Below are 16,160 nucleotides of genomic sequence, written 5' to 3'. Positions count from 1 at the left end.
TTTTATTTGAAAGTATTTTTTTCAAAAATAGCATTAATTCTGTTCTCTCTAGGATTTTTATCCTCATGTAATACTGTTAAGCGTGTGCCTGATGGTGAACGCCTGCTGGTTAAAAACACGGTTTTGGTAAATGGCGAGAAAAACAAATCGGAGCGAATAAACAACCTCCTCTACCAACACAAAAACAGGGAGTTGTTAGGGGTGTCGCCCTTAAGGCTTCATATTTACAATTTGGCCAGACCCAATATCGACTCGCTTTTAAACGCTAACATAGACGCCCACCCCAAAAGGCGGGACCGTTTAGAGCGTTTTTTATCTAAAAAACAATTAAACAAATACATCGCCTCTCGGGTTGGGTTTAACCAATGGCTAAAAAAAACGGGGGAAGCCCCCACCATTATTAACGACGAGAAAACCCAAAAATCCGAAAGGCAACTAAAAGCTTATTTTTTCCACAACGGCTGGTTTAATGCACTTGCCACTTCAAACGTTACAGTTCTAGACGACAAAAAGGCCGAAATAACCTATAATGTAACCACAGGTAAACCGTATGCCATAGATTCGTTAACCACCGTTATTGCTTCGCCCATTATAGACTCGTTATACCAATCGGAAGCCAAAGCTTCGCATGTTGTGCAAGGCAAACAATACGAAACCAAGGACTTTGAAGCAGAAAAAAACCGGATTAACTACCAAATGCGAAATTCTGGGGTTTACCACTTTTCTGAAGACTACATTTTTTTTGAAAACGATACCATAAACACCAACCACAAGGTGAATGTCGAGCTACAAATATCAAACAGGAAAATTACCTCTTTAGACTCTTCTTATACCCTTCCGCTTAACATTTACCACATAAAAGACGTTAACATCTATACCGATTACGCCTTTGCCAAAAAAGACCAAACTCCAGACCACGCCACCACTTACAAAGGCTACAACCTATACAGCTACGATAAAATGCGCTTTAAACCCAAAGCGCTAACCGATGCCATTTTTATTACGCCAAACGAAATTTTCAGGGACAAAGACCGCGGAAACTCTTACCGCCACCTAAGCGATTTGCGCACCTTTAACTACCCCGATATTGAATACATTGAAAACCCAGACACCACGTTAACCGCCAACATATACCTTACTCCAAAAAAGCGTTTTGCCTTAAATTTAAGTGCCGAAGCTTACCAAAGTAACATACAAACCGTAGGGTTTTCCTTTAACCCGGGGCTATTAATAAGAAATGTATTTCGCGGTGCAGAAACCTTAGAGATTTCGGCTTTGGGATCTATTGGAGCATCGAAGGATGCCGGTGACGACAGGGATCGTTTTTTCGACATTAACGAGATTGGAGCAAACTTAAAACTCACCATTCCAAGGTTGTTTTTCCCGTTCAAGACCGAAAAAATCATTCCCAAGACCATGTTCCCCAGCACCAGAATCTCGCTATCCACAACAAGCCAAACCAACATTGGGCTTGACAAGCAAACCCTTTCTGGGGTGTTTAACTACCGCTGGCACCCCTCGAACATTGTTACTAACCGCTTGGATCTGTTTAACGTTCAGTTTGTAAAAAACCTAAACCCCGACAACTACTTTGGGGTCTATACCAACTCCTTTAACTCGCTTAACAGCATTGCCCACAACATTAACTACAACAACGGCAACGCTTTGGAATACCCCTCGCAAACCGATGCGTTTATACGGGACGTGCTAAATGGCAACACCTCTATTTTACCCAATACTGAGCCCTACAGAACTGTTTCTGCCATTAACGAACGGAAAGAACGTTTAACAGAAGACAACCTTATTTTTGCCACCAACTTTAACTATGTACGCGACAATAGAGAAACCCTATACGATGAGACCTTTTCTATTTTTAGAGCCAAACTGGAGCTAGCCGGCAATCTGTTTTCTACCATTGCCAGCATTAGTGGGTTAGACAAAAACAGCAACGACCGGTACGAGATTTTTAATGTGGCCTACTCCCAATACGCCAAGGCCGAGTTAGACTATGTAAAACACTGGGATTTGGGCAAAAAGAACGTTGTGGCCATAAGAAGCTTTTTTGGTTTGGCCGTACCGTATGGCAACGCTACAAACATTCCTTTCTCTAAGAGCTTTTTTGCCGGAGGCGCCAACGACAACCGCGCTTGGACGGCCTATAGCTTAGGGCCTGGAAGTTCGGAATCGAACAACGAGTTTAACGAAGCCAACCTTAAAATTGCCCTAAGCGCCGAACAGCGTTTTAATATTTTTGGCAGTTTTTACGGCGCCCTGTTTGTCGATGCCGGCAACATCTGGAATGCCCTAGACGATGTTGAAGACGACAAAGCGACCTTTAACAGCCTTGGTTCGTTAAAAGACATCGCCATAGGCTCTGGCTTGGGCTTCCGCTACGATTTTGGACCATTCCTGTTAAGGTTGGATATTGGTTTTAAAACCTACGACCCCTCTTATATTGACCAAAATAGATGGTTTAACGATTACAATTTTAAGCATGCTGTTTATAACATTGGTATAAACTACCCCTTTTAAGCTATATAATTTTACTATTTTTGTTCCCTTAAAACAACTCAAAAAAACAAACATGGCACACAATATTAAACCAGGAGTTGCAACTGGTAAAGACGTACAGGAAATTTTTAAGCTCGCCAAAGCAAAAGGCTTTGCCTTACCCGCTGTTAACGTTGTAGGGTCTAACTCCATAAATGGGGTTTTAGAAACTGCAGCTGCCCTAAACGCTCCCGTTATCATACAGTTTTCTAACGGAGGCGCCCACTTTAACGCCGGTAAAGGCCTTAGCAACGAAAACCAACAAGCCGCTATTGCAGGGGCCGTTGCAGGCGCAAAGCACGTGCATGAAATGGCAGAACTGTATGGGGTTCCAGTTATTTTGCATACCGACCACTGTGCCAAAAAATTATTGCCTTGGATTGATGGCTTATTAGAAGCCAGCGAAGCGCATTTTGCCGAAACTGGCAAGCCGCTATACAGCTCCCACATGATTGATTTAAGCGAAGAACCTATAGAAGAAAACATTGCCATTTGTAAAACTTACCTTGCCCGCATGAGCAAAATGGGCATGACCCTAGAAATTGAATTGGGCATTACCGGCGGTGAAGAAGACGGTGTAGACAATACCGATGTAGACGACTCCAAGCTGTACACCCAACCAGAAGAAGTTGCTTATGCCTACGAAGCACTAAGTGAAATAAGCGACCAGTTTACCATAGCCGCTGCCTTTGGTAACGTACACGGTGTGTATAAGCCCGGCAACGTTAAGCTAACCCCTAAAATTCTTAAGAACTCGCAAGAATACGTATCTGAAAAATATGGCGTGCCCCACAACCACATCGATTTTGTATTTCACGGAGGTTCGGGATCGACAGTAGAAGAAATTAGGGAAGCCATTGGCTATGGGGTGATTAAAATGAATATCGATACCGATATGCAATATGCCTTTATGAGTGGCGTTAGAGATTATATGGCCGACAAGGCCGATTACCTACAGGCGCAAATTGGCAACCCAGAAGGCGACGACGTCCCAAATAAAAAATATTACGACCCTAGGGTTTGGCTACGAAAAGGCGAAGAAGCGTTTATTTCGAGATTAAAAAAAGCCTTCGAAGACCTTAATAATGTAAATACTTTATAACTTTGCACTAGCAACTAACAACTTCTAATCAAAAAAAACAGTTTTTAATGTCTTGGTTTAAACGAAAAGAGAAAGGTATACAAACAACTACCGATCAAAAGAAAGACACCCCAAAAGGGCTTTGGTACAAATCGCCTACGGGAAAGATTGTAGACACCAAAGAGTTGGAACAGAACTTCTATGTGAGTCCAGAAGATGGCTACCACGTAAGAATAGGAAGCAAGGAATATTTTGAAATTCTTTTTGACGACAACAAATTTAAGGAGTTAGATGCTAAGCTAGACTCTAAAGATCCCTTAAAGTTTGTCGATACTAAAAAGTACCCAGACCGACTAAAGGCGGCACAGGAAAAAACCCAGCTTAAAGATGCCGTAAGAACGGCCGTAGGAAAATCGAAAGGTCAGGATCTTGTAGTGGCTTGTATGGATTTTGCGTTTATTGGCGGGTCTATGGGAAGTGTAGTAGGTGAAAAAATAACGCGTGCTGCCGATTATGCCCTAAAAAAGAACATTCCGTTTTTAATGATTTCTAAATCTGGCGGTGCCCGTATGATGGAAGCTGCCCTATCGCTAATGCAGCTGGCAAAAACCTCGGCCAAACTGGCCCAATTAGCCGAAGCTAAAGTACCTTACATCTCGCTTTGTACCGACCCCACAACCGGAGGCACCACAGCCTCGTTTGCCATGTTGGGCGACATTAACATTAGCGAACCCGGGGCGTTAATTGGCTTTGCAGGCCCTCGTGTGGTTAGAGATACTACCGGCCAAGAGCTGCCAGAAGGCTTCCAAACCTCGGAGTTTTTGTTGGAACATGGCTTTTTAGACTTTATTACCCACAGAAAAGATTTAAAAAACAAAGTAAATCTATATATTGACTTGATTACCAATCAATCCATTAGAAATTAAGCAAACTTTAAAAAAATACTCAATTTGAGTATTTTTTTTTTTTTAATATTTTATTTTTTTTGTAAAATCATCATCACATATAATGACTAATAATGTTTTTCAAATTTAATTCCCCATTTAATGAAACCACTTAAAACAATTTTCTTTTTTTTACTCATTGCTTTAAATTTCAACAATTGTTCATCAGACGATAGCTCATCGGACCAAGAAGTCACACGAGATGGAGGTACAGTTTACACTTCTGAAATTGTAAGAATCAAACATGAAAACCTAAATCAAGAGTATTACCAAGGAACTTTTAATGGTTCAAGCATAGAACTCATTAATGTCTCTGAAGGAGAATTAGCCTTTTTAGTCCCTTCAAGTTCTACAGCCATTAATGAAACCAATCTGTTAGAAATCAACTCATTAAATTTGAAAATAAATTACAAAGTAAAGCAGACATCCCTTAGTGTCTCCCCAGAAGAGACAATAGAACCTTTTATAACAAACTTAAACACAACTGATACCTCAGGGTTTGACCAAGGTGAAAAAGTTCAAGAATTTATTGATAGTTTTAATGCCTATTACGCATCCTTAACGAATTCTGAAAAACAAAGTATTGCTGAATTTTACTTTATAAACAAGGATCTATTAAACGGTTCCCTTTCTTCAAATCGAACAGCTATAACAAGTGATGCGTTACCTAGTTTTTCTAAATGTCAAGAAGCAAAATTTAAAACAGCTATTTTAGGAGGAATTGCGGCACTTACTGCAAACCCCACAACTATGCCTATCTCTATTTTTGCTGCAGCTGGAGCTGTAGTATCTTTTAAAAATGCTGTAGAGAATTGTTCTAATTTCTTAACAAGTAAAATAAAACATGTTTTTATGAAGCTTGATAACTTTGTATCTTCTAAACAAGCTTCATCTACCAAATCCCACTTAAGTGAAAACAGAAACTCACCAATTCTTTTTACAAGTGGTGTTTCAAAAGATTTTACCATAACAAATAATATGAGAAGCCTAAAGGCGTCTGACAACAATGACGACAATGAACTTATTAACAACTTCTTTTCTTATGTTGCTACGATCAACAATTTCATATTAAATAGCTTAAACAACGTGATTAATAGTTATAATAATTATGCACCTTCACTTTTCCAATTGGATCCGTTTAATACACCTATTACTATTCCCCAAAACAGCACTACAGAGAATATCATAACCACAAATGACATTTATAATAATATTACATTTTCAATTACTAATAGTGATGTAACTATAAATTCATTAAACTTTAATAACGGAAATCTTTCTTTAAAGCTCCTTTTAAACGACCCTAATATTGTTGAAACTGTGGCTACTTTAAACTATTCTTATGCAGATGATTTTAATGAAAAAACAGGTTATTTTAATATTAAAATTACGAACTTAAATGATTTCGACATTTTCACCGATGCAGCAGTTGTTAAGGAAATTTATGTTTCAAATAATTTTCTTCCTCAATACCACAACGATCCCCGCTGGAATTCCCAAAACGAAAGCGAAGTCATTGAATTATTAGAAGAGATTTTAGGTGTTGTTGTAAATGATGATGGTAGAGTAAGTGTCATTAGTTTTCAGGGAGATTCATTCTCTACAATACCTTATTCTATTGGATATTTATCTGAATTAACCCACTTGAGTTTTAGATATACTAACATCACAACTATACCTAGCTCTATTGGTTATTTATCAAACCTATCCATATTAAATTTAGGTCATAATTATATTTCTTCCGTCCCGGAAGAAATAGGTAATCTAACTAGCTTAACTGAATTTTCAATGAACAGCAATATGATCTATGATATTCCTTCATCTATTGGAAATTTAACTAATTTAATTAAATTGAACTTTGACAATAATAATTTATCTACTATCCCTTCAGAAATTGGATATCTGAATAATTTAACCGACTTAACTTTAACCCAAAATCCGTTAACCAGTATACCTGTGGAAATTGGTAATCTATCCAATTTAGAGGTTTTTAATATATATAATAATACAACTCTTTTATGCTTACCTCAAGAGGTTTGGGATATGGTTGAAAACATAGAAGACTTTAACCTTCCACCAAATGTCACTGGCTGGGGAGATACAGATTGTTCAAATTAATAAAAGGCGACCATTTGGTCCAGTCATGGTCGGAAGAAATTCCGACCATTTTTTATTATTAGGTTTCAAAATGGTCTAAATTTCCATCACAAATAACTACAATCATTGCTATAGCTAAGTTTCTTAATTCCATTTTAAATCTTCTTTTAGCTGTTTTGTACCCTAAATTATTGGCTTTTTTTATAGATAAGAATTAGCATTGCCACGATTAAAGTCATATACAACATAACCTCTATACCATTTTTATTTAATGAGACTAAATGACTGACATTAAGTTCTTGTTTTATAAATCTAAAGAATACCTCAATATCCCATCGTTTTCTATAGGCTTCTGCAATTTCTTTGGCAGATAGATTGAATTCATTGGTGATAAACCAAAACTCTTTAGCCTCTTCTGTTTTTGTTTTAGTAATAATCAGCCTAAAAGGTGTTTCTACCAATTCTTCTTTATAATGAACATTCCCTTTCTTGTTATTAATGGCTTTACCTGTGTAAAGATATACCTTACTATCTTTGATAAGGGCCAGTTCTCCTAAGTTTAAATCTTGATTGCCATCAATCAATGATTCTAATTCCACATATTTTCTATTCTCTTTAGCCCTAACGATAAAGGAAATCGTATTACTGCTAAAGCTCTTCATGGTCCTGGCAGATTGAAGGCCTCGATCTATAACGTAAATGTTTTGATGATGTGTTTCTTGCTTTACATGGTTTAGTATAGCTTTTGGTAAGGCTATATCTTCACTTGAATATTTGGGTTCGGTAAATACCTCAGAACCACAAGGCAATAGACCGTCAAAGGCAATACTGTATTTAACGGATTTTTTTACCGTTCTTATGATCTATTCCATTTAACAACTTCGCAAAAGCCTCACCGACCATAGAACTATCTACATGAATCAAATGGTGTTTTGCTTTGTCTTTTTCAGGATAGGTGTCATGAAATTGTTCATAAACACACTGGTATATCTGCTTGAAATAGTCTGAGTCGATTTTAGATAACCTTTCAGAAATAGAGCTTCGTCTTACCGTTTCCGACTTATCTAAATCAAAAAGTGTTTTGAACAAATAATCATTGAAAGTGTCTTCTAAGGTACGCTGGCTCAATTTCTCATTCTCAATAATGCCATAGAGCAATAAATAGAATAGTTTTTTGCCATGAAGGATTTTGGTGTAATAATCGACTTTTGTGGTTAATGATAAATTTGACAGAAGCGCCTCTGGAACAACACTTAACAATTGTTTTACCGATACTTTGTGGTCTTTAAATACCGACATAATTAATTGATTATCAGTAAATAAGATACAAAAAAAAACACCATAAAAACAAGGTGAAACATTGATTTTCAACAAGTTAAATTGTTGTTTTTAAGGTGTGTAAAACAAAAAAAGTCGGAAGAAAAAATCTACCGGCCAAGAGCTGCCAGAAGGCTTCCAAACCTCGGAGTTTTTATTAGAACATGGCTTTTTAGACTTTATTACCCACAGAAAAGATTTAAAAAACAAGGTGAATTTGTATATCGATTTAATTACAAATCAGCCCTTAAGAGCATAATTTTAAGTCCAGCATCTTGTTACTAACAAATAATTAGTATATTTGCCGCTTGAAAGAAAGCCTTTCAAAAAAAAAATGCCCAATTAGTACTGGGCTGTACATAACAATCATTTATACAATATTAGCATGTATTTAACAAAAGAGAAAAAAGAAGAGATCTTCCAAAAATACGGAAGCAGTAAAACAAACACTGGTTCTACAGAAGGTCAGATTGCCTTGTTTACGTTTAGAATTAACCACCTAACAGGCCACTTGAAAAACAATCACAAAGATTTTAACACCGAGCGTGCTCTGGTAAAGTTGGTAGGTAAGCGTAGATCGTTACTAGATTATTTAGCGAAAAAAGATATCGTTAAATATCGTGAGCTAATCAAGGAATTAGGTATTAGAAAATAACATTTAAGAGGCTTTGCGGCCTCTTTTTTGTTTGCGTGAAGGATTGAAGCGGCATCCTTTTTTGGGAAAAACGCACTTTGTTAACACCAGCAAAAGGCCACCAACCCAAAAAAGATACAGCGGAAAGCCTGACCCCTAAGGGGCACGCCCATAAAGACAAAAAGCTGAAAAATTTTAGTTTTTCATTGGTAACCACAACAACTACAACAACACAACGCCAATGTTTAACCAAGTTTGGGCCCTGTTAGGCCTGAACAAGAATTAATTATGTATGATTCCACAAACTTTTAAAGAGGTAATTACTCTTGACGATGGAAGAGAAATTTCTATCGAGACCGGAAAACTGGCTAAACAAGCCCATGGTTCGGTTGTTGTGCAAATGGGCAAGGCCATGTTGCTTTGTACCGTTGTATCTAACTACGACGCCTCGGATGTTGACTTTTTACCACTAACGGTTGACTACCGCGAAAAATTTGCCGCTTCTGGGCGTTACCCGGGAGGTTTTTTTAAGCGTGAGGCCAGACCAAGTGACAACGAAGTTCTAACCATGCGTTTGGTAGACCGTTGCTTGCGCCCGTTATTTCCAAAAGATTATCATGCCGAAACACAGGTCATGATTCAGTTAATGTCGCACGACGACGACGTTATGCCAGATGCCTTAGCTGGTTTGGCCGCTTCTGCCGCCATTCAACTAAGCGATATTCCTTTTGAAACCCCTATTTCTGAGGTGCGTGTAGCACGTATTGATGGGGCATTTGTTATTAACCCTAGCCGCGCACAGTTAGAAACTGCCGATATTGATATGATGATTGGTGCTTCTGCCGATTCTGTGATGATGGTTGAAGGTGAGATGAACGAGATTTCGGAAGAAGAAATGGCAGACGCCATTAAATTTGCCCACGAGGCCATTAAAGAACAATGCGAAGCCCAAGTGCGCTTAGCAGAAGCTTTTGGTAAAAAAGCCACCCGTGCTTACGAGTCCGAACTTGAGGACGAAGCCATTGAGCAAAAAGTTTACGAAGCCGCTTACCAAGCATGTTACGACATTGCCAAAGCAGGCTCGTCTAAACAAGAACGCGGCTTAGCCTTTAACGAAGTAAAAGAGCAAGTAATTGCTTTGTTTACCGAAGAAGAGCAAGAAGCTTACGGGAAACTTATTTCTAAATACTTTAGCAAAACCCATAAAGAAGCCGTTAGAAACCTTACCCTTAACGAAGGGGTGCGTTTGGATGGCCGACAAACAACCGACATTCGCCCGATTTGGTGTGAGGTAGATTACCTGCCATCAACACACGGATCGTCTATCTTTACGCGTGGGGAAACCCAAGCCTTGGCAACAGTAACCTTAGGCACCTCTAGAGAGGCCAACGTTATCGACCTACCAACCTACCAAGGCGAAGAGACCTTTTATTTACATTACAATTTCCCACCATTTTCAACCGGTGAAGCAAGGCCTATTAGAGGGACTTCACGCCGCGAGGTGGGGCATGGTAACCTAGCACAACGTGCCTTAAAGAAAATGGTACCTGCCGATTGCCCATATACTGTAAGAGTGGTATCGGAAGTTCTGGAAAGCAACGGTTCGTCTTCTATGGCTACCGTATGTGCCGGAACCATGGCTCTTATGGATGCCGGGGTGCAATTGCACAAACCTGTATCGGGGATTGCTATGGGTCTAATTTCCGATGGCGAGCGTCATGCGGTATTAAGCGATATTCTTGGTGATGAAGACCACCTAGGGGATATGGATTTTAAAGTAACCGGAACAGCCGACGGAATTACCGCCTGCCAGATGGACATTAAAATTAAAGGTTTAAGCTACGACATTTTGGTACAAGCCTTAAAACAAGCCCGTGATGGTCGTTTGCATATTTTAAGCAAACTTACCGATACCATTGCCCAGCCTAATGCCGATGTAAAACCCCATGCCCCAAAAATGGTTACTACAACCATTCCTGGCGACCTTATTGGTGCCTTTATTGGGCCTGGCGGTAAAAACATCCAAGAGCTACAAAAAACAACCGAAACGACTATCGTTATTAACGAAGACGAAGCCACAGAAACGGGAATTGTTGAAATTTTAGGCACCAGCCAAGAAGGTATCGATGCTGTATTGGCCAAAATAGAGGCCATGACTTTTAAACCTGAAAAAGGCAGCGTGTACGAAATGAAAGTGGTTAAGATTCTTGATTTTGGTGCGGTATTAGAATTTACCGAAGCCCCAGGAAACGAACAACTGTTGCACATTTCTGAAATGGCTTGGGAACGCACCAGCAATGTTACCGATGTAATGAACCTTGGTGATGTTGTTGACGTGAAGTACTTTGGTTTTGACCCACGTACCAAACGCGAAAAAATCTCGAGAAAGGCTCTTTTACCAAAACCTGAAGGGTTTAAGGAAAGACCGCCTAGAGACAACAACAGCAAAGGCAACAACAGAGACCGAGACCGCAAACCAAGAGAAAACAATTAAACTGCGGGTTTTTCAAGATATAAAAAGGGCTTTTTTTTAAAAGCCTTTTTTTTTACGCAACCTTTTTATTCTTTGAAGACTATAGAATAAGCCCTTTATTGCAACCTATAATGTAATCGCTTTTTATATTGACTTTAGAACAGCTGATAAAATCTTGTAAAAAACGCAATCCGCAAGCACAACTAGCCTTATACAACATGTATAAAGACAGCTTGTTTATGTGCTGTTTAAAATACTGTAAGAACAAGGAAGATGCCCAAGATAATTTACAGGATGCTTTTATAGAAATATTTACAAACATCCATAGGTACTCGGGGAAAGGCTCTTTTGAAGGCTGGATAAAGAGAATAACCATTAATAAGGCCATAGACAAATACAAAAAAGAAAGTCGCTTTCTGCTTGTAGAAGACGACTATATTTTTACGGACATCTATGTTGATACAGAAGATTTGTTTAAAATTCCCTTAAAAAACATCCTCAAATTTATACAAGAATTACCCAGCAGATACCGCTTAATCTTTAATATGTATGAATTGGACGATTATAGCCATCAAGAAATTGCCACCCAATTAAACATCTCTGTTGGCACATCGAAGTCTAATTTACACCGCGCCAAACTTATTTTAAAGGATAAGATAACCACACACCGTAAAGCCCAAACTCCTAACAAAAAAGCAATTAAAAATGGAATCTAAAACACCACTTGGAAAAGGCATTAAGGAACGCTTACAAAATTATAGCGCATCCCCAGATGATGTCGTTTGGGAACATATAGCGCGCGAGTTAAAACCCAAAAAGAAAAGACGTCTTTTAATCCTGTGGTGGGGCATCCCTGCCCTATTATTGGTTTTAATCGCATTAGGGCAATATTGGCAACTCTCGAAATCCAGCATATCCCCAAATAACAACACGACCACGCAAACAAGGGCCAAAACCACTAACACAAACGCTCCTAAAAATCAGCATAAGCCAAAATCCACACACAGCAATGGCACTGTTTCTACTTTTAAAACGGCTCCCGTTAAAGCAACACAAGCCGTAACCACTAAAGCAACTGAAACACCAGTTCCCCCCTTAGCAGGCCCCTCTAAAAACACCCTTGCAACAGCATTTGCAACGCCAAAACAAACACCAGGCACCACCAAACTAAACCCGGCTACTAATCAAGGGGAACACCCAACTACTGGTCAGGTAAAACAGGCTATTGCAGCCCAGACCAGCGCGTCAAAACACGGTTTATCATCAAGAAAGAATGCAACCAAACAACGCCATAAAAGCACAAGTTCAGAAAACATTCCAGACAGCTTAAAAAGCGATACCTTGACACATAAGCCCTTGCAACCGGAAGATGCACAAGCAACAACAGAGGCCTCCAAAGACTCGGTTTCAACCTCTAAACCCCTAAAAAAATGGAGTCTATACCCGTATATCTCACGTACTCAATACAACGGGTTTAAAAAATCTTTCAGCGACAATAACCGGATTAGCTACGGGGTATATCTAACCTTTCGCCCTGCGAACAAACTAAGCTTTAGGTCGGGAGTATCTCTCTTAAATTTACAGCAAACTTGGACGGATAATGGCACCACATTTCAGCAAAAAATAGCCTATGCCGAAATCCCTTTAGAGCTTAAATACAAGCTTATCGACAAGAAAATCACCCCTTATGTCTTTACGGGATTAAGTTACCTATTTGTCTATGACGCAACCATAAACGAGCGCGGTCATTCAACGGGCTATAGCAGCTCTAACAAAACCGATTTTAACCAATCGTCTTTGGCATTAAATGCCGGCTTAGGTGTTCAAACAAACGTCTTTAAAAATTTATATTTAACTGTTGAATCGGGTTTCAAATATTATGTCGCCCCCTATAGAAACTATGAGAAGGTGCTGCCATATACCATTTCCATTTCTGCAGGTATTGAATATCGGTTTTAGATGCTTTGCAAAAACAACACCTTTTAAACGCAACCTTTTGTGGGTATTTAGACTATATAATAAACCATTACATTAAACTCCATGAAAATAACTCGTCTTCTCCTTACATGTTCAATCGCCATATCTTTGTTCTTATTCTTCGCTTGCGAAAACGAACCTATCGACACCCCTGATTTCAATCAAGAAGCTACCATCGAGGTCGATTCTGAATTATACAACCTAATTCGCAGGGTTGCTGAAGTTCCTGAAAACGATTTGGACACGACCAAAGTTAGCTGTGTTAAATTTGTTTATCCCTTAACCATTTTTACATTTGATGACAACAACGCGTACCAAAGCATTCACATGCTTAATTCTGATGCGGAATTTAGCGCCTTATTAGGCCAATTAACGAGCGCGCAGGCCATAAGCATTAGTTACCCCATAGAAAGCACCCTAGAGGATGGCACCCAATTAACCATCAATTCTAATGACGCCTTAAAAGAAGCCATAGACAACTGTATAAAAGACGTGCTTTTAGGCGCATCCGAAACATTAATAAACAGCTGTTTTTGGAAGGTTGTTTATTCAGAGCACACAAACAACACCTATGCGGGAGCCTTATTTCAGGGCCAAAACGGAGCCACCAATTTTTCGTTCGACGACACGCATTTAATAGGGTCTTGGTCGCCTCTTTTTATCGAAGACGAATTGCACCTCAACATTCATTTAAACAGTGAAGATGCAACGTCCAATTTCTGGAATCACGATTGGATTGTTACCTACCTTAGCGACACCGAAATGCGTTTAGATGCAAATAACACCTCGGTTATACTGCGTCAATTTTGTACTATAAACCAAAGCTGCGTTAATACAGGATTGGATTTTTCAATATGCCATCTCGATAATATTGAGGTGACCGAAATTGTTTTAGGAGACCATACCTCTTGTCTCCTAGATGCCATCTATATCGATGCTATTTCAAACAGCCCCGAAAACATTACCACAACCTACTATAGTACGGCAGCAGATGCCCAAGACCAAACCAATGTATTAGATGAATTAGAGCCTTATGTCGTAGCTGATAGCCAAATAACGTTTTGGTTGCGCGTTGAAAACGCCACCACCTACAGCATTATTCCAATAACCTTTAATTTTATATTTTGTTAAGCTATTATTATCCATAACCAAAGCGCCTTGATTTAAGAATCAAGGCGTTTTTTATGTGTGTGCTTCAACAACAAAATAAGCGTTTCTTATTATATAATTACGAAAGCCTTAACACAACTGTTAAGGCTTTTTTTTACGCACTCCCCTATTTTGTCGCCGACATAATGACAGGTTTTAGCAACGCTATAATTTAACATTCTTCAAGAAAACCTTCATTTCTCTTCCAACATCATACAATAAAGAGGAAAAACGTTTCAATATCATAATTTTTTAAATCCGTAATATCATTTGGCACTATCGCACAATCCTTGTGGCTTTATATAGCAAATAACACTGAAAATCAATATTTTAAAAACAAAACATGAAAGTACTTGTAATTGGAGCAGGAAACATGGGATTAACATATTCCGAAGGCATGTCGCAATCACCACTTTTAGGAAAACACAACCTAAAAATTTATGATACTGATCCAAAGAAAATTTCAACACTTAGAGAAACCCCCAATTTTGACGTTTACGAAAGCTTGGAAGATTGCCTTCCAAAAGCCGATATCGTTTTTATAGCTGTAAAGCCCTATCATAGTGAAAGCTTGTTTGAAGACATGAAACCTATGATAAACCAACAACAAATATTTGTATCTCTAATGGCTGGTGTAACTATCCATACCATACAAAAGCTATTAGGTGCCAAAAAAGTGATTAGAACCATGCCAAACCTGCCGGCAAAAGTAGGTAAAGGTGTGACTTCGTATACCGAGTCTAAAGATGTGTCTAGAGTAGAGCTTCTTATGGCTAGAAATTTATTAGATACCACCGGAACCTCTATTCATGTAGACACCGAAAAATATATCGATGCCTCTACAGGTATTTCGGGTAGTGGGCCAGCCTACGTGTTTTACTTTATGCAATCTATGCTAGAAGCCGCACAAAAAATGGGGTTCTCAGACTACGATTCTAAAGTCCTTGTAAGCAACACCTTTGAAGGTGCTATCGAATTATTTAATCAATCTAATATTTCGCCAGAAAGTTGGATTGACCGCGTAGCGTCTAAAGGCGGCACCACACAAGCGGCTATAGACTCTATGGAAGATAATAATGTAAAGCAACTTATTCAAGAAGCTGCTTATGCCGCTTTTGATCGCGCTGTAGAACTAGGGAACGACAAATAAGATGAAAAACGACACAAAACGTATTGTTGTAAAAGTGGGCACCAATGTGTTAACTAATAAAGACAATAGAATATTAGGCCCTGTTTTAAGAGAACTCGTTAGACAAATTGCGGTACTTTACGAACGCGATGTTATGGTTATCCTCGTATCCTCTGGATCGGCTATTGCTGGAAAAGAAGTCTTAGGAAAAACCAAAATAAAAGACAAATCAATTAGACGCCAAGTCTATTCGGCCATTGGGCAACCAAGAATGATGCGGCACTATTACAGCATCTTTCACGATTACGGTATGCGTTGCGCTCAAGTATTAGCCACAAAACGCGATTTCGACCCAGGCAAACACCGTCAAAACATGGTGAATTGTTACGAAGGCTTACTATCGGAAGGCGTTATTCCTATTGCCAATGAAGATGATGCCGTATCTTTAACCATGTCTATGTTTTCTGATAACGACGAGCTTGCCAGTCTTGTTGCCGAGTTGCTTGACGCCGATAGATTGATTATCTTATCAGATACCGATGGCCTTTATACAGGACATCCGGACGACGATAACTCTAAAAAACTTAACGAAGTTAAAGTCGATGAAAACGTTGAAAAATACGTCAAAGCCTCTAATAAAAAAGAAGGCGAAGGTCGTGGTGGTATGGCTTCTAAATTAAAAATTGCCAAAGGCACTGCCAAAAAAAACATCCCTACCTATATCGCCAACGGAAAACGTGAAAATGTTATTGTAGACATTGTTGACGATAAAGCGGTAGGCACAAAATTTATTCATTAAAAAAATAATA

At 38.9% G+C, this 16,160-nt stretch carries 13 protein-coding genes and 1 pseudogene; 12 read left to right on the top strand and 2 right to left on the bottom strand.

The genetic code is table 11. The annotated features are described in order from the left end of the window. Window positions 1-6 precede the first annotated feature (6 nt). The 4 genes from tamL (at window position 7) to IA57_RS12350 (ending at window position 6,693) form a co-directional block, all read left to right on the top strand. Entirely contained in the window at window positions 7-2,532 is a 2,526-nt protein-coding gene (gene tamL / locus IA57_RS07440; protein WP_036121511.1) for a translocation and assembly module lipoprotein TamL, read from the top strand. Window positions 2,533-2,584: 52 nt separating this feature from the next. Then, window positions 2,585-3,652: a class II fructose-bisphosphate aldolase gene (fbaA, locus tag IA57_RS07435; RefSeq protein ID WP_036121508.1), complete on the top strand. Its 1,068-nt coding sequence runs from the start codon at window positions 2,585-2,587 to the stop codon at window positions 3,650-3,652. A gap of 47 nt (window positions 3,653-3,699) precedes the next feature. After that, window positions 3,700-4,557 carry an acetyl-CoA carboxylase, carboxyltransferase subunit beta gene (accD, locus tag IA57_RS07430; protein WP_036121505.1) on the top strand — a complete coding sequence of 286 codons (858 nt, stop codon included), beginning with the start codon at window positions 3,700-3,702 and terminating at the stop codon, window positions 4,555-4,557. 120 nt (window positions 4,558-4,677) lie between these two features. Then, window positions 4,678-6,693 (top strand): leucine-rich repeat domain-containing protein, encoded by a 2,016-nt coding sequence (locus tag IA57_RS12350; RefSeq protein ID WP_051881015.1) that lies wholly within the window; start codon window positions 4,678-4,680, stop codon window positions 6,691-6,693. A gap of 167 nt (window positions 6,694-6,860) precedes the next feature. Here the strand turns inward: IA57_RS12350 and IA57_RS12725 are convergent, their stop codons facing one another. Then, window positions 6,861-7,481: a transposase gene (locus IA57_RS12725; protein ID WP_229730258.1), complete on the bottom strand. Its 621-nt coding sequence runs from the start codon at window positions 7,479-7,481 to the stop codon at window positions 6,861-6,863. A 25-nt stretch (window positions 7,482-7,506) separates the two neighbouring features. Beyond that, complete coding sequence (locus tag IA57_RS12720; RefSeq protein WP_229730259.1) at window positions 7,507-7,971, bottom strand: hypothetical protein; 465 nt, start codon at window positions 7,969-7,971, stop codon at window positions 7,507-7,509. A 121-nt stretch (window positions 7,972-8,092) separates the two neighbouring features. On the opposite strand from IA57_RS12720, the pseudogene IA57_RS12715 reads away from it, so the two are divergent. From IA57_RS12715 to proB, 8 genes and pseudogenes are all read left to right on the top strand, one after another. After that, window positions 8,093-8,248 (top strand): annotated as a pseudogene (locus tag IA57_RS12715) (acetyl-CoA carboxylase, carboxyltransferase subunit beta); the annotation flags it as partial. Between the two features lie 126 nt (window positions 8,249-8,374). Continuing rightward, window positions 8,375-8,644: a 30S ribosomal protein S15 gene (gene rpsO, locus IA57_RS07415; protein WP_036121503.1), complete on the top strand. Its 270-nt coding sequence runs from the start codon at window positions 8,375-8,377 to the stop codon at window positions 8,642-8,644. A gap of 271 nt (window positions 8,645-8,915) precedes the next feature. Then, the gene (locus IA57_RS07410) at window positions 8,916-11,117 is read left to right on the top strand and encodes a polyribonucleotide nucleotidyltransferase (protein ID WP_036121499.1); all 2,202 of its coding nucleotides are present in this window, start codon (window positions 8,916-8,918) and stop codon (window positions 11,115-11,117) included. Window positions 11,118-11,245: 128 nt separating this feature from the next. Further along, window positions 11,246-11,812: an RNA polymerase sigma factor gene (locus IA57_RS07405; RefSeq protein ID WP_036121498.1), complete on the top strand. Its 567-nt coding sequence runs from the start codon at window positions 11,246-11,248 to the stop codon at window positions 11,810-11,812. Continuing rightward, a complete protein-coding gene (locus IA57_RS07400) occupies window positions 11,802-13,055 on the top strand; it encodes a DUF6089 family protein (RefSeq protein ID WP_036121495.1) in 1,254 nt (417 codons plus the stop codon). The genes IA57_RS07405 and IA57_RS07400 overlap by 11 nt, the downstream gene beginning before the upstream one ends. Window positions 13,056-13,136: 81 nt before the next feature. Beyond that, on the top strand, window positions 13,137-14,204 hold the full coding sequence (locus tag IA57_RS07395) for a hypothetical protein (RefSeq protein ID WP_131505679.1): 1,068 nt from the start codon (window positions 13,137-13,139) through the stop codon (window positions 14,202-14,204). A gap of 361 nt (window positions 14,205-14,565) precedes the next feature. Continuing rightward, window positions 14,566-15,372: a pyrroline-5-carboxylate reductase gene (gene proC, locus IA57_RS07390; RefSeq protein ID WP_036121489.1), complete on the top strand. Its 807-nt coding sequence runs from the start codon at window positions 14,566-14,568 to the stop codon at window positions 15,370-15,372. Window position 15,373: 1 nt separating this feature from the next. Then, window positions 15,374-16,150, top strand: a complete 777-nt coding sequence (gene proB, locus IA57_RS07385) for a glutamate 5-kinase (protein WP_036121487.1) — start codon at window positions 15,374-15,376, stop codon at window positions 16,148-16,150. Window positions 16,151-16,160: the final 10 nt, after the last annotated feature.

The sequence above is a fragment of the Mangrovimonas yunxiaonensis genome (assembly GCF_000733475.1).
GTDB lineage: Bacteria > Bacteroidota > Bacteroidia > Flavobacteriales > Flavobacteriaceae > Mangrovimonas > Mangrovimonas yunxiaonensis.
Note: the sequence above shows the minus strand (reverse complement) of the source record. Positions and strands in the feature narration are given on the sequence as shown.

Excerpts from the sequence above, each read along its gene's own strand:
- rpsO (WP_036121503.1), top strand. The coding sequence starts at position 8,375 with ATGTATTTAACAAAAGAGAAAAAAGAAGAGATCTTCCAAAAATACGGA.
- IA57_RS07410 (WP_036121499.1), top strand. The coding sequence starts at position 8,916 with ATGATTCCACAAACTTTTAAAGAGGTAATTACTCTTGACGATGGAAGA.
- accD (WP_036121505.1), top strand. The coding sequence starts at position 3,700 with ATGTCTTGGTTTAAACGAAAAGAGAAAGGTATACAAACAACTACCGAT.
- proB (WP_036121487.1), top strand. The coding sequence starts at position 15,374 with ATGAAAAACGACACAAAACGTATTGTTGTAAAAGTGGGCACCAATGTG.
- IA57_RS07395 (WP_131505679.1), top strand. The coding sequence starts at position 13,137 with ATGAAAATAACTCGTCTTCTCCTTACATGTTCAATCGCCATATCTTTG.
- proC (WP_036121489.1), top strand. The coding sequence starts at position 14,566 with ATGAAAGTACTTGTAATTGGAGCAGGAAACATGGGATTAACATATTCC.
- IA57_RS07400 (WP_036121495.1), top strand. The coding sequence starts at position 11,802 with ATGGAATCTAAAACACCACTTGGAAAAGGCATTAAGGAACGCTTACAA.
- IA57_RS12720 (WP_229730259.1), bottom strand. The coding sequence starts at position 7,971 with ATGTCGGTATTTAAAGACCACAAAGTATCGGTAAAACAATTGTTAAGT.
- fbaA (WP_036121508.1), top strand. The coding sequence starts at position 2,585 with ATGGCACACAATATTAAACCAGGAGTTGCAACTGGTAAAGACGTACAG.
- IA57_RS12350 (WP_051881015.1), top strand. The coding sequence starts at position 4,678 with ATGAAACCACTTAAAACAATTTTCTTTTTTTTACTCATTGCTTTAAAT.